The sequence below is a fragment of the Microcoleus vaginatus PCC 9802 genome, assembly GCA_022701275.1.
Lineage (GTDB): Bacteria > Cyanobacteriota > Cyanobacteriia > Cyanobacteriales > Microcoleaceae > Microcoleus > Microcoleus vaginatus_A.
In genome coordinates this window covers 2,981,293-2,994,951 of record CP031740.1, presented here as the reverse complement: position 1 = coordinate 2,994,951, position 13,659 = coordinate 2,981,293, and the positions used below count along the sequence as shown (strand labels likewise).

General features: G+C 42.5%; 12 protein-coding genes, 1 tRNA gene and 1 pseudogene. 4 read left to right on the top strand and 10 right to left on the bottom strand.

The features are described from left to right. Positions 1 to 84: 84 nt before the first annotated feature. From D0A34_12105 to D0A34_12095, 3 genes are all read right to left on the bottom strand, one after another. On the bottom strand, positions 85 to 861 hold the full coding sequence (locus D0A34_12105; GenBank protein ID UNU19510.1) for an SDR family oxidoreductase: 777 nt from the start codon (positions 859 to 861) through the stop codon (positions 85 to 87). Between the two features lie 165 nt (positions 862 to 1,026). Next, on the bottom strand, positions 1,027 to 2,505 hold the full coding sequence (locus D0A34_12100) for an alpha-amylase (GenBank protein ID UNU19509.1): 1,479 nt from the start codon (positions 2,503 to 2,505) through the stop codon (positions 1,027 to 1,029). A 188-nt stretch (positions 2,506 to 2,693) separates the two neighbouring features. Beyond that, complete coding sequence (locus tag D0A34_12095) at positions 2,694 to 3,473, bottom strand: 3',5'-cyclic-AMP phosphodiesterase (GenBank protein UNU19508.1); 780 nt, start codon at positions 3,471 to 3,473, stop codon at positions 2,694 to 2,696. Positions 3,474 to 3,649: 176 nt separating this feature from the next. Here D0A34_12095 and D0A34_12090 point away from each other — a divergent pair. After that, positions 3,650 to 3,720 (top strand) — tRNA-Cys (locus D0A34_12090). Between the two features lie 108 nt (positions 3,721 to 3,828). On the opposite strand, the gene D0A34_12085 is transcribed toward D0A34_12090, so the two are convergent. After that, positions 3,829 to 4,101, bottom strand: a complete 273-nt coding sequence (locus D0A34_12085; protein UNU19507.1) for a hypothetical protein — start codon at positions 4,099 to 4,101, stop codon at positions 3,829 to 3,831. Between the two features lie 179 nt (positions 4,102 to 4,280). On the opposite strand from D0A34_12085, the pseudogene D0A34_12080 reads away from it, so the two are divergent. Both D0A34_12080 and D0A34_12075 read left to right on the top strand, forming a co-directional pair. After that, positions 4,281 to 4,376: pseudogene (locus tag D0A34_12080) on the top strand (hypothetical protein). Between the two features lie 102 nt (positions 4,377 to 4,478). Next, the gene (locus D0A34_12075) at positions 4,479 to 4,634 is read left to right on the top strand and encodes a hypothetical protein (GenBank protein UNU19506.1); all 156 of its coding nucleotides are present in this window, start codon (positions 4,479 to 4,481) and stop codon (positions 4,632 to 4,634) included. On the opposite strand, the gene D0A34_12070 is transcribed toward D0A34_12075, so the two are convergent. The 4 genes from D0A34_12070 to D0A34_12055 all read right to left on the bottom strand — a co-directional run bounded on the left by D0A34_12070 (position 4,635) and on the right by D0A34_12055 (position 8,757). Next, the gene (locus D0A34_12070; protein UNU19505.1) at positions 4,635 to 7,007 is read right to left on the bottom strand and encodes a hypothetical protein; all 2,373 of its coding nucleotides are present in this window, start codon (positions 7,005 to 7,007) and stop codon (positions 4,635 to 4,637) included. Positions 7,008 to 7,194: 187 nt separating this feature from the next. After that, positions 7,195 to 7,644 (bottom strand): hypothetical protein, encoded by a 450-nt coding sequence (locus D0A34_12065; GenBank protein ID UNU19504.1) that lies wholly within the window; start codon positions 7,642 to 7,644, stop codon positions 7,195 to 7,197. Further along, positions 7,634 to 7,981: a hypothetical protein gene (locus D0A34_12060; protein ID UNU22266.1), complete on the bottom strand. Its 348-nt coding sequence runs from the start codon at positions 7,979 to 7,981 to the stop codon at positions 7,634 to 7,636. Before D0A34_12060 ends, D0A34_12065 begins: the two co-directional genes overlap by 11 nt. Before the next feature lie 305 nt (positions 7,982 to 8,286). Beyond that, positions 8,287 to 8,757 (bottom strand): DUF4079 domain-containing protein, encoded by a 471-nt coding sequence (locus D0A34_12055; protein UNU19503.1) that lies wholly within the window; start codon positions 8,755 to 8,757, stop codon positions 8,287 to 8,289. Positions 8,758 to 8,853: 96 nt separating this feature from the next. Here D0A34_12055 and D0A34_12050 point away from each other — a divergent pair, with 96 nt between their 5' ends. Next, a complete protein-coding gene (locus D0A34_12050; protein ID UNU19502.1) occupies positions 8,854 to 10,335 on the top strand; it encodes an ankyrin repeat domain-containing protein in 1,482 nt (493 codons plus the stop codon). A gap of 176 nt (positions 10,336 to 10,511) precedes the next feature. Here the strand turns inward: D0A34_12050 and D0A34_12045 are convergent, their stop codons facing one another. Next, positions 10,512 to 11,444, bottom strand: a complete 933-nt coding sequence (locus tag D0A34_12045) for a proline hydroxylase (GenBank protein UNU19501.1) — start codon at positions 11,442 to 11,444, stop codon at positions 10,512 to 10,514. A gap of 334 nt (positions 11,445 to 11,778) precedes the next feature. Then, the gene (gene purH / locus D0A34_12040; GenBank protein UNU19500.1) at positions 11,779 to 13,323 is read right to left on the bottom strand and encodes a bifunctional phosphoribosylaminoimidazolecarboxamide formyltransferase/IMP cyclohydrolase PurH; all 1,545 of its coding nucleotides are present in this window, start codon (positions 13,321 to 13,323) and stop codon (positions 11,779 to 11,781) included. Between the last annotated feature and the right edge of the window lie 336 nt (positions 13,324 to 13,659).

The window sequence follows — 13,659 nt, the reverse complement described above, 5'->3', positions numbered from 1 at the left end:
GACCAAATTGCTTGATATTCAGTCATTAATTATGGGTAATGGGTAATTGGTAGCAACATTCTTTAAATTGCTGCTATAGAGATTTTAAATCAAAGAACCGCCACCATCAATCCAGACTTCAGTACCTGTGATAAAGCTGGACGCATCTGATACCAGAAATAAAACTAATTGGGCGATTTGTTCGCTAGAACCGGGGGTATTATTCGTCAAAGGAATCAGGTCTTGAAGGGAATCAGGCTCGAGTGGAATGTCATCAAGATGGCGCTTAACTGTGCTTTCGTCAATGGAAGTCTCCACCGCGCCCGGACATATAACATTGACTCTGATTTGGCTGGGAGCAAGTTCTAGCGCCAGCATTTTCGCTAAAGCTACTTGGGCCGCTTTGGTGGAAGCGTAAGCTGTGGCGCCAACTTTCTTGAAACTTCTGGTGCCATTAATCGACGATGTAATGACGATGGAACCTCCTTGTTTTTTCAGATAAGGAACAGCATACTTAACAGTCAAAAATGTTCCTCTGAGGTTGGTATTAATTGTCTTGTCCCACTCTTCGGGTTCTATCTCTTCTATGGGCGACCATACACCGTTAATACCTGCATTTGCCAACACAATATCAATTCTTTGATATTCATCAAAAATGGTTTGAAATGCCTGTTGCATTTGCATAGAATCGGCCACATCTGCTGCAATAGCTAGCCCGCAGCCTCCTTCATCGACCAACTGGCGGACGGTTTCTTGCCCGGTTTCTAAAGTGCGATTGATAACAGCAACTTTTGCGCCTTCCTTAGCCATTAAAATTGCTGCTGCACGACCAATTCCCGACCCACCGCCAGTAATAACGGCAACTTTTTCTGAAAGTTTCATAATTATTTTTTATGTAAAATAACATTATACACGATCGCACATCCTAAAAATAGGACTAAAGAGAGAGCTTTAGTCCTAACTATAGATAGATTTTAGTTATCAAAAATATGAAAGCAAAAAGTAAAAACATATCTTGCTTTTTACTTTTTGCTGTTAACACAGTCCTTACGGCTGCGGAACCCAGACAGAGACTGAACCGGCGTTACACCTAAAATCAGCCCAACCATCCTCATTCGTCGTGATGGGTTCTTGGATGTGTTCGGTGATGTCAATATAAGTTCGATTCGGCTGTCCGACTTCCATAAACTTAGTGCCATCGCCTCCGTTACTGAGTACCACAGCCATGCCGCCTGGATGTTCTTCATTTCCAAGTCGCGTCCAGCCAATAGTGTTGGGGTGGTCGAAATAATCGTACTGATTGCCGTAGGAATAAGTTTGGCGCGCTAACAAGAATTTATCTACCATAAACTGATGTTGGTCTAACCAAATCTCGTATTCATTGCCATCATTTGCTTTATCCTTATAGTTAGCGCCGTAATAATCCGGGTAAAAAATGCACGGATATCCTTCGCGCCGCAGCAGGATTAAAGCGTAGGCAAGGGGTTTAAACCAAGGCTCGACAACTGATTCTAGGGATTGTAAGGGTTGGGAATCATGGTTGTCAACCAAGGTAACGGCGAGGGCTGGTTGCTGTTGGACGAGGGTGTTATCAAAAATTGTTCGCAAATCGTAGCTATTACCGGCTTTGCTAGCAGCGTGGAAGTTGTAGTGGAGGGGTGCATCAAATAAGGAGACTTTACCCTCCGTTGCTTCGATGAAGTAGTGCAAAGCTTCCACTTCGTAAGACCAATATTCGCCGACGGCAAATAGGTCGCGTTGGGCATAGTGGCGGACGTGTTCCAACCATTCTTGGAAAAATTTTGCTGATACGTGTTTGACGGCATCGAAGCGAAAGCCGTCAACGTTTGTTGTATCGATATACCACTCACCCCAGTATTTTAATTCGCCCGTGACTTCTGGGTTGTCCATATCTAAATCGCAACCCATGAGGTAGTCAAAATTACCTTTTTCTAAGTCTACTCCTTGATCGAATTCTTTGCCTTTTAGCAGGTAAACGGCATGGGTTTCTGTGTTGTAAATGTTGTAATCAATGGCGTCAAAATGCCACCAATGCCACTCCAGGCTGGAATATTTTTTGTCGCGGCCGGGGAAGGTAAAATGCGTCCAAGCTTTGATTTTTTGATATTCGCCTACTGGGGCATTGCGGTCTTCGGGATGGAAGGGTGTAGCTTCGACTTCTTCTTCTGCATCGGCACCTAATTTGTGGTTGAAGACAACATCGGCATAAATCCGAATTCCTGCATCTTGTGCAGCTTTAATCGCGCGCAAATACTCATCTTTTGTCCCGTATTTCGTGGGTACCGACCCTTTTTGGTCGAATTCGCCTAAATCGAATAAGTCGTAGACGCTGTAACCTACCTCCTCAGCGCCGTCTGTTCCTTTATAGGCGGGTGGCAACCAAAGGGATGTAATGCCTATTTTGGCTAAATCTTTTGCAGATTCCGCTAGCTGATTCCACAGGTTCCCGTCAGCGGGGCTGTACCAGTGGAAATACTGCATCATCACGCCATTTAGTTCAGACATATATTTAGTTTTTCCTGTTTTGTAATGTTGCTAGATATATTTTTGTTGGTTGCCGATCGCTCTAGCTATGCCTGCAATCTATAGCCAATAATTATCATAATAGATGGGGTTGCTCACAACAATCTATCTGTTGATGGATTGACAAAAAAATGTAAATTTGATATAAATTTTTAGGCTATCGAAAATTATTAACAGGGTGGCGATGCTTCGGTCACTCGCTCAACTCTTGTGTTCCAAGTACCGTCGATCGCCAATTCAAGCAATCTAAATCCCGGCGGGATTTCGTCAACTATAATCGGATGGCTTTTGGGTAAAAGTTGGATGCAGGTGCTGGGTGTCCCCAAGTAGGTAACTGAACCCCGCTGTTGTTGAAATTCTTGGTGAATGTGACCACAAAGAACGATTTTGATTTGAGGATATCGATCGACAATTGCGAAAAATTCATCGGCATTGTGCAGCATCATTCCATCCATGATTTCACAGTCGATCGGCAGCGGGTGATGGTGCAAGGCAATGATAACAGGTCGATCGCCGGTTTGTTGCAGTTGAGAGTCGAGCCAATGCAAGCTTTCTGGGGAAAGCCGCCCGCCGTCGCATCCCGCTTCCACACTCGAAAGTAATAGAAATTGCCAGTTTCCTAGCATCCATGATTTTTCTGGGGAAAGAGGCGGCTGATTTAAGATTTCTGCCATGACTGGGATGTTGTCGTGGTTCCCAGGTATCCAGTAGGCGGGTATTCCGAGGGGGGCGATGAGGGAGACGAGGCGCTGGTAGGATTCGGGTGTTTCGTCTTGGGACAAGTCGCCTGTGAGTAGGAGTAAGTTGGGCGGCGGCTGTATCTGTTGCAAGCGATCGAGAACTGCTTGGAGGGTGCGGGTTGTTGAGAGGCCTTTCCATTCTCGATCGATCTCTGCAAACAAGTGAGTGTCGGTGATTTGGGCGACGAGTAGGGGAGAAACTGGTGTCATGGCTGGTGTTGCGGGCGATCGATGTAGTTCTAGAATAGCCTCGGATGGGTTTTGGGGATATGGGAAAAAAGGGCGATTCCCTACGCGATAGCTTCGTTTCACGAAATTTTTGACAACTATGTTGAAATAATCGAGATTTGGTGTACTATAAGAAAACGTCAAATTTCAGGCGTGACGGCGGCATAGCCAAGTGGTAAGGCAGAGGTCTGCAAAACCTCCACCCCCAGTTCAAATCTGGGTGCCGCCTTAATTTATTTGTCGATCGCCACATTATTTGTCTGTGGTGATAGATTAGACTTGTTGGGTGAATTTTAATGAAGATTGGAAAGCAGCAGGAATGGAAGCTTACGCTTGCTTATAAAGCTATAGATGATAACGCTATTAACTTTTCTTGTTCTAGCTCTATTCTTTGTCTTAAATTCACCGCCGGCCAATTGGTATATGACATCTCAAAATTAAACCTAGGTAGAACAACTAGCCTTTTCCATAACCAAGGTTTAATAGGTTTTCGACTGTAAGGATTTTCTAGGATTATCGTATCTCTAGAAAATGATACGACCACCGCATCTAACTTGGTCTCCTGTCTAAATCGTCCCTGATGACGCATTTTTACTACATCGTTAACCATATCCCATCTAAATTCTTCCTATATAGGAGCATCTATCCATCCATAAAAAGCATACCATAGCTCTCCTGAATAAAAAGCATTGTTGTGCGTTGTTAATGGTAATACTCTAACTAGCAGCGCAATGGCATCCCACAAAAAATGGTGGACGCACTCCAGACCAAGTTTCGGCAGGCTAACACAAGAAAGTTTGGTGGAAATGTCCCGAAGGGTCTGATCATGAATGGGATACATCGCCTGGTAAAAGAACTAACTCAAGTCAAGGATGCCCTTTTTGTAACGGACAGAAGCCTTCAGTAACTAATTCCCTAGCAAGTCTTTACCCTAAACTTGCTCAAGAATGGCATCCGACTAAGAATGAAAATCTTACTCCAGATCAAGTGACAAAGCATTCTGGAAAAAAAGTTTGGTGGCAATGTTCCAATTATCCTGAGCATGAGTGGGATGTTTCTCCTGCTAATAGGACTAAAGGAAAAAAATGCCCTTTTTGTGCTGGACAGTCAATTACTAATTCCCTAGCAAATATAACTTTGTGATTATAACAAGTCTAATAAGCTAGGTTGTACCCAATCTGATTGATCTAAAAGTTTCCCCTTTTCTTTTCCCTGCTTTGCATGAGTTGGTCTTACTATATCGTTACGTCTTTTTTCAAGCAAACCAGTAAAATAAAACCATGACAACATTTTACTGGCGTAATCTTTTGCAGTTGTTTGTCTATTAGACAACAACTTTTGAAATTTATATAGCGACATCGATTCACCAGGCTTCAGTTGTTCATAGGTTTTTTTGATAACTACATGAGCCTCGACTTCTTCCCCTAGTTTGTCGGCTATTTCCTCATTTGTTAACTTTGGCAAAAAGCTCTGTGATGCTATTATTTTACTGCTGGTCGGGTCTTTTGTTACTGCAAAGAAGTTTTGCAAATCATAAATAGCATTTTCAATAGTGCCATATTCATATCCCGATACACTTACTAAGTCTGATATTGTTTCATATTCATCAAGCATCCTAAATATTTTTAAAACAGTTGAAATTTTTGTTCTGGGTTTATAGCTTATTATCATCTCAGGTAGCTTACCCTCCAACAGATACTCACGAAACATATCCCAGTATATTTTGTAATTTTGCCCATTTTCAATAACTAGCTTGCTTTTTAAGAGGCTGTCAATTACATCTTCATTAAACTTGTTACACACATCCACCTTAGAAACAGGAGAGCAGTTAGCTATATAGATTAAACAACTCTGATGATATTGAGTGACAGTAGCTCTTTGGATATCTTTGTCAAAAATTGTTTTAATATCAAACTTGGTTATTACTTTTTTCTGTTCTGAATAAAGCTGAAATTGATTATTAATATTTTGATTGTAAATGTCACCGCAAAATCTTTTTAATAACCAAGGTTGATCTTGACAATTATCCAATAACCACTTTTTTATCCTTGGCTGTAATTCCTTACGATTTTCAATTAAATAATGATCAAATCTATCTAATAAATTCGATGATTCTTGTCTATTAAAATCACTAAAATCAATATCTCTTCTGACTTTTTTGAGAGTGTGCCAGGTATGATAAGCTTGATGTGTTGCGGGTAAATTAACATCTGTTCTCCAGCAAAAACCTAAGACTATGTTCTCTTTATAAGAATCAACTTCATAAGCTATTTTCTCAAACATTTCGTAAATAGACGACAGAGAATTTTTAGTTAAAATTTCCTCAAATTGATCGAAAAATCTTAAGATAACTTGATCTGCTTGTTGCAGTTTTTGTCTTACCAATTTAATTGATTTACTATCGAAATAAGGTGGTTCCGAACTTTCAATAAATACTTGGTGATTCGGAATATCAATAAATCCAGTATCAATAGCTTCTTGTAATGCTTTTCTAATAACAGCTATGACATATAGAGTTTCTTTCTCTAGGTAGCTGCTCGTAACATCTACATGGTATATAAAATTATTTTTATATTCTTGTCTTTTGCAGTCTGATGCTAGTTTAAGAACTAAAGATGATTTACCTATGCCCGTACTTCCCGGAAAACAAACAACTCTTAAGTCTGTTTTTTTATCTCTTACATTTTTGAGAAAATCCCAAAACTCATTTTGAGTTTCCGCACGTCCAAAGAAATCTTCTGGACGGCTAGGACGATGGTAATCATCAAAGCTATCAGCCTGATTAATTTTCGATACTGTTACTTTTTCAATTTCTGAACTCAACTGGTTAGTTGATTTATCTTCAGGCTCAATTACTGTTTGATTAAAAACTGTGATTTCAAGACTTTGCGAAAAAATCTTGTACCTGGAAAAATATTCTTGCCAGTTTTCTGAGTTAACACTTCTTTTGGGAATGGGAAAAATAATAGCATGAGATGGATAACCATCGTCTCCAATTTTTTCTGCAACCCAAAAGAAGTCTTTTTTATGCGTTATTAATAATGTAATGGCTTCAACACGATTGGTAGAGGTTATATCTATTTCAGGGAGATTAATATTATATATATCCATAAATACTTGAGCAAGTATATCTGAACTCCAAATCACTAAATCATATTGTTTCTTATGATATTTCTCAACAATTCCCTTTGCTTTTGGATTAAGATCAGAAGTTGAGAGTAAGTAGGCATATTTAACCTCTTCGGAATCAGCTTGACCCATTAACTTATATATAGCAGGAGCCTCTATAGGGTTTTTCTCGAATTTACATTCAATTAATCCTCTTTTACCAGTATCTAAGTGCTTGACGTAGATATCAGTCTGCATTCCTTGAAACTCTATATTTTCAATCACTTCCCATCTGTGACGACGGAATAAAGGGGCTGATATTTCTTCCCAAAACTTACCTTTTTGACGATTATCCCATTCAGGTGGTATGACTACTTTAAATCTTATTTTAAGCTCATTTACAGTCATTTTTGTTATTCGTCCCCTAGAGGTTACTTTTGCCTTGCCTAACCATGACTCAGTATAACACGCCCCACGTTATACCTCAACTTCTAGGGCCATCGCGATCGCACCTTGCATCCCCCTAACCATATTTAGGGGACAGATAACCACGTGACAAGCGATCACCCACAGCTTACAATTTCAGTGGCAAAATTTACACCGGAGTTGTCGATCGCTTTAAAACTTGTGGAACAACCCCATAATAATGAGGATTTTCTAACCCTTCTAATTCATGTTTGATATCTTCCCAATCCCCTAACTTACTTTTCCACATACCATCGTTTTCTTGTCTCGCAACGTGCTGCGGCTCACCGTTATAGGTGTATATTGCTATCTTTTCAAAGCCCGGTTCAAGGTCACCATTATCGCAACATTCATATCCAATAGTTTGATAAGCCTTGATAAAAGCGTCGAGTGTTAATTCTCTTGGCACACCATCGGGCCAGTATCCATCAGGATCTACCGGGTCCCATCTACAGTCTTCTTCGCCAGCAGCGAAAGCAAAACAATTATAATCTACTGTTTCTTCACTTGTTACTTCATATTCAGTACGCTCTAAGTTAGGAAATCTCAATATTTTTCGGTAATCCAGCTTACCACTCATAACCGTGTTCTTTTCCCCATTGTATCCACGCTAGGGCCATTTGCTTCATGCGGCCGCGCTGTTCGGGTTTTACCGGATTGTCACCAGTAATTGCCCTCAACGCCCAAAACCAATGGTCTGGCTTTTGTTCGAGGTCACGCAAAATCAAGGGGATAACTGGCTGTCCCATGCCGATAATTCTCTGATAAGCCGGGTGCATTGATTTCTGTGTAACTAATGATAGCATCCCTGTCTCGACACGCCATTCTTCGGCGAACTTCTTAAACTCTGCTTCGAGTTCTACCTGGCTTTCTAAAACATTTTTTGCTTTTGAGGGAAATTCTAAAAAATTACGCATCAACAAATCATTCATTTTTTGGCAAAAACGCTCTTTCTCTTGTTTTGATAAGTTAGAGAGTTCTTCAGATTGGTCAACAGCATTAATCAGCTCATTCGCTAATTCTTCGGGTGTCAATGTCGAACTTTTATTTAAGGCATATATAGGAACAATACTCTCTAGTATCTTGACTAAATCATCATGGTTCATGTTTTTTACCTATAACTCAACGCTGGGCTAGTCAAACCTCTAATAAATATGGCAACTTAATTGCTAATCACTAATCACCTCACGGCAATTAGCAATTAGCAATCTTACCCAAATCCTCACATTTTGCTGATAATTCTTTGCAGGATTTCCACGCCTGATACCGCTTGCCAGCCGAACAGCCCCAAAAGCACAATATTCAGAAAGATGTGAGTGTTTCTCGCCCAATCACTGCCTTTTTGCATCAAAGGAGTCAGCGAGGCTGCGATCGCAATTATTGCCATCATTCCCAACCCTGCTAGCAAGTGCGGGCCCACAAATAGCTTGCCGTTATTGATGTAGGTGACAGCCATCCCGATGATCGCAACCGTAACCATCAAGGCTAACAGCAAAGAACCCATCTGGTGGTGCTTGACGTTGAATTTGCCCTTAAGTAACTCTTTTTTGACTTCGCCTTCGGCACTTCTGGTACGTCGGATTTGAATGCCCAGATACAAAGCATAAAATGAGATGACCAGCAGTACCCACATTAAAATTGGGTGGATGAATTGGCTCCAAACTTTCACTGACTGAGGAATTTCAAGATTCATGGTGTTCTCAGGATTAGCAAACATACTTCATAAAACTTAGCATACCAGTCAGTCCGTCTCGTGCGACGGTACAAATATACGGGATGAGAAAGTATTATGCCTGCCACTAAACAAGACGCTGTATTGATTCAAGCCGCCAAGACTGGCAACATTATTCACGTCCAAGCTTTACTCGCTAAGGGAGTTGACGCTAACGCCAAAGACTCTGAGGGGACGACGGCTTTGATGTTTGCTGCCCAAAAGGGCTATACAGAAATCGTGCGTATTCTACTAAACAATGACGCTAATGTCAACCAGGTGAGCAGGCGTTTTGGCTTGACAGCTTTGATGCTGGCGGCGGCTCACAAACAGGCTGACTCTGTGCGGCTGTTGCTGGCTGCGGGTGCTGATGTTAATGGTAAAAATGATGATGGAAGTACGGTTTTGATGGCGGCTTGTTTGAAAGGCGATATCAATGTTGTCCGGCTTTTACTTGATGCTAATGCTGATGTGAATGTACAAGATAAAGATGGAGATTCGGCTCTGAAAATAGCTGCTTTATCGGGTCATGAAGCTGTTGTCAAAGCTTTGGCAGATGCGGGTGCTGTTGCTGACAATTCTATGCTGTTTTTAGCTGTCCGTCAAGGTAACGCTGAAATTGTGCGAATTTTGCTCAATTGTGGGGCGGATGCTAATGTTAAAAATCTAGAGAGCAAAACTGCTTTGATGCTGGCTGCGACGGCGGGAAATTTGGCTGTTGTCGAGGCGCTGTTGGCTGCTGGTGCTGATGTCGAAATTCCCGACAAAGAGGGCGAAACTGCTTTAACTTTGGCTGCGGATGCCGGCAATACTGATGTGGTGCAAACTTTGCTTGCTGCGGGTGCTAATGCGAATGTGAAAAATGGAGATGGGGGTACGGCTTTGATGGCGGCTGCTGCTGGCGGAAATGCGGCGCTCGCCCATATCTTACTCGATGCTGGCGCGGATATCAACGCTAAGGATAAAGATGATGAAACTGCTTTGAATTTTGCCGTGGTGGAAGGCTGGGAAGATGTGGTGGAATTGCTCTTAAACCGAGGTGCTAGTGTCGGTTCGAGAAATCGGTTGGGCGATACGCCTTTACTGGTGGCGGCTGTTCACGGCCATAGTGCGATCGTATCGGCTTTGCTGCAAAAAGTAAATTCAAATCCCGCTGAGTTTCTGAATGCTAAAAACTTTGGGGAGACGGCTTTGACGCTGGCTGCGTTTCACGGACATACCGAGACTGTGAAGGCTTTGCTTGACGGCGGTGCTGATCCCAATGTCCCGGCGGATTTGGGGAAAACGGCTTTAATGAAAGCGTGCGATCGAGGTTATATTGCGATCGTCCAATTATTAGTCGAAAAAGGTGCAGATGTCAACTTGCTCGATGATTCGGGCGCAACCGCTGTAATGTGGGCTGCACATCGGGGTTATGCTGAGGCAGTAACCATTTTAATTGATGCTGGTGCAGAACTAAACCACAAAAATCCGGGAAATTATACAGCTTTAATGCTTGCTGAGTTTAAGGGTTATTCCAATGTGGTGAAATTGCTCAAAAGTGCTGGAGCACTGGAGTAAGAATTAAATAGTTTTGAGTAAGGTAATTCTGTCATTCTGAGGGTCGGCTTTGGGAAGTGAAAAAGCTCACATATCGGGACTTACGCACTGTAAGGGTGTGACAATAATTGAGATTCTTCGCTTTACTCAGAATGACAAAATTAGGTGATTAGTGCGTCCAGGACTATGAATTAACCTCAATTTGCTTTGCGTACCCAGCCGTTAATAGTAAAGCGGCTATCAGCAAAAGCTTTTGAGGGACAGCTAACTCGCAAAACTTCGTGCATATAGCGACTTAGAAAAAATACGATGCTGTTATTGCGAGGCTCAACGGTTCTGAATGTCTTGTCCGCAACATAAAAATTGTTCTCGATTTTGCTGTCATAAATCTGCAACTCGCCACCTGAAAAACCCTTGGGTTCTCGATAGAAATAGTAAACGTAAGTAAAAAATCGGCTGGCGGTATCTGGCGAGCCACTGTCGTTGTGAAGTTTATAAAAGTTGTTGTCATTGTGCATGGTTAGCTGAGCTTCTATCTCACCCAGGGGAAATGACGGAATATTTAAACTTTTCAGCACGTCGGGGAGAATTGCTTTGATGCGATTAACCATCAGTTCCGAAAATTCGGGGAACGAGTGGAGTACCATCGAACGGCGGTAATCTTCCGCATTAGTTGAGGTGCTGGTACTCACAAATTCTGATTCTTTTGCTAAGACATATTTAATCAGTTTGTTCTTTTCGGCGGGGGTCAAAAAGTTGTCTATTTGGGCGTAGCGAGATATTAAATCGTCATTTACAGGCGGCGCAGGGGCGGGAATTTCTGCGGCGGGAATTTCTACGGGAGTTGCAGGCTGCTGCGGTTGCAGTTCCTGCAAGTAAATTGGGGGTTCGGTGACTAATCCCACTAGGTTTTCGCCGGGAAAAGAAAGGGCGGAACGACCTCCGTCTATAGGGATTTGAAATAAGGTGGAAAAACCCGGTGTTTGTTGAGTGCGATCGACTAATGTTTTGATCAGGCTGTGCAATAATGGTGTATCAGATTTGAGCGTGACGGTGCACTGATGTCCGCCTGTGAGGAGGATTTTGACTTTTATGTCTTGGGGTTTAATTTGCGGTTGAGTGTAAGTCATAATTTTTGAAGGACGCAACTGGGAATTTGGTAGGACATAACAGTGTTGATTGGTGTCATAGCCTTCCAGATCCCCCCTAACCCCCCTTCAAAAAGGGGGGGACAAGAGTGTAAAAGTTCCCCTTGTTAAGGGGGAGACAAGAGTGTAAAAGTCTCCCGTCTTAAGACGGGACAGGATTCTTCTCAAAGTCCCCCTTCTTAAGGGGGATTTAGGGGGATCTAGACTCGGGGAGAAACGAGATTTATGAAAGCTTTTCAACTTAAGTTGACACCCGCGAACACTATTGTATCCCTACAATAAAATACACAAGTGAGAATTGCTTTAGGTATTATTCCTAATGCAAGAAGTGGCGGATATCAGTGAAAACCATTGTGATTCCGAGTTGGTTGGCTGCTTCAATGGAATCTCGATCGCGCATACTTCCGCCTGGTTGGACGATCGCAATTATGCCCGCCTCAGCCGCAGTTTTGACTGAATCGTCGAAGGGGAAGAAACCGTCACTGGCCAAAATCGCTCCTTTGCTCTTGTCTCCTGCTTGTTCTAATGCTAGTTTAACTGAGCCAACGCGATTCATTTGTCCGGCGCCGACACCGATTGTAGTGCGATCGCGCGTCACAACGATCGCATTTGATTTGACGTGTTTCGCTACTTTCCAAGCAAACAGCAATTCTTCCAACTCTTGGGCCGTCGGCTGTTTCTCAGTAACAACCCGCCATTTGCTAGTTTCTTCTACTATATTATCTGAGTCTTGCACCAGCAAACCGCCTGCAATAACTTTAACAGTTTGGGCCGGCCCTTGAGTCAAATCAGGCAAAATTAATACTCGAACTTTCGCCTTTTTCTTGATAATTTCTTCCGCTTCCGGTTCGCACCCCGGCGCGACGATACATTCTAAAAATGTTTGAGTTAACGCCGTTGCGGTAGCAGCATCTATGGGGCGGTTGAGAGCGACAATTCCGCCGAAAGCTGAGACTGAATCGGTGTCAAAGGCTTTTTGATACGCTTGTGAAATAGTTGATCCCAAGGCTGTGCCGCAAGGATTTGTATGCTTCAGAATAGCGGCCGCGGGAGTGTCGGGGAATTCTACGATCAGCCGCCTTGCTGCTTCTAAATCTACTAAATTATTGTAGCTCAATTCTTTGCCTTGCAGGATGGTGCTAGTCGTCCAGCCTGTCGGTGTACTTCCGCTTTGATACCAGGTGGCGGCTTGATGGGGATTTTCGCCGTAGCGGAGAGTTTGCAATTCTTTTCCTGATAAATTAAACTCTTCTGGTAGCGAAGATTCTTCAGCGGATTGGCTGCTGAGATAATTTGCGATCGCGCGATCGTAGTTTGCTGTATGTTTGAAGGTTTCTAGCGCACATCTTTGCCGAAACTCTAAGGATGCTTCGCCGCCATTTTCCCGCAGTTCTTTTAAATAAGTATTGTACTGTTCTGGATCGCACAACACTGTCAAATGAGCGTGGTTTTTGGCTGAGGCTCTCAACATTGCGGGCCCGCCGATATCTATCTGCTCAATTGCGTCTGCTAGAGTAACTCCAGGCTTAGAAATTGTCTCTTCAAATGGATACAAATTGACTACAACTAGATCGATCGCCCGAATTTGATTTGCTGTTAAGTCTGCGAGGTCTTCCGGTACATCGCGGCGTGCTAAAATACCTCCGTGGATTCGCGGGTGAAGTGTTTTGACTCGCCCTCCCAAAATTTCGGGAGAACCAGTATATTCCGCAACTTTGGTCACTGGGATGCCTGCTTCTTTGAGGGCTGTTGCTGTCCCGCCACTACTAATTATGTCAAATTCAAATTCTTCTACTAGAGTGCGCGCTAAGTCGATTAGTCCGCTTTTATTGGATGTGCTCAGAAGTGCTAGACGTGCCATTGGTTTGAAGTTGCGATCGCAAAAATAGATAGGTTATATTCTATATCACATCTGCCTGCAGGGAGATGATTTGATAATGGCTAATTATGATTATTTTGGACTATTTAAAGATGAGTCCGCTCATTTTTAAGTATATTTTTTGTATAAATTATATAATAATTTATACTGACCCGTGGCTTCTAAATATTTAGGACTTTTGCGTGGAACGGATTATTTTGTGAGTGGGAGGGGGATTGCAGCCATATCGATCCTGGACAATTCCTCTCACTACGTAAGTATCAATGTTGTTGAAATTACTTAATAAAAGTTAATAGATAATTATAGCGCGATTACTCA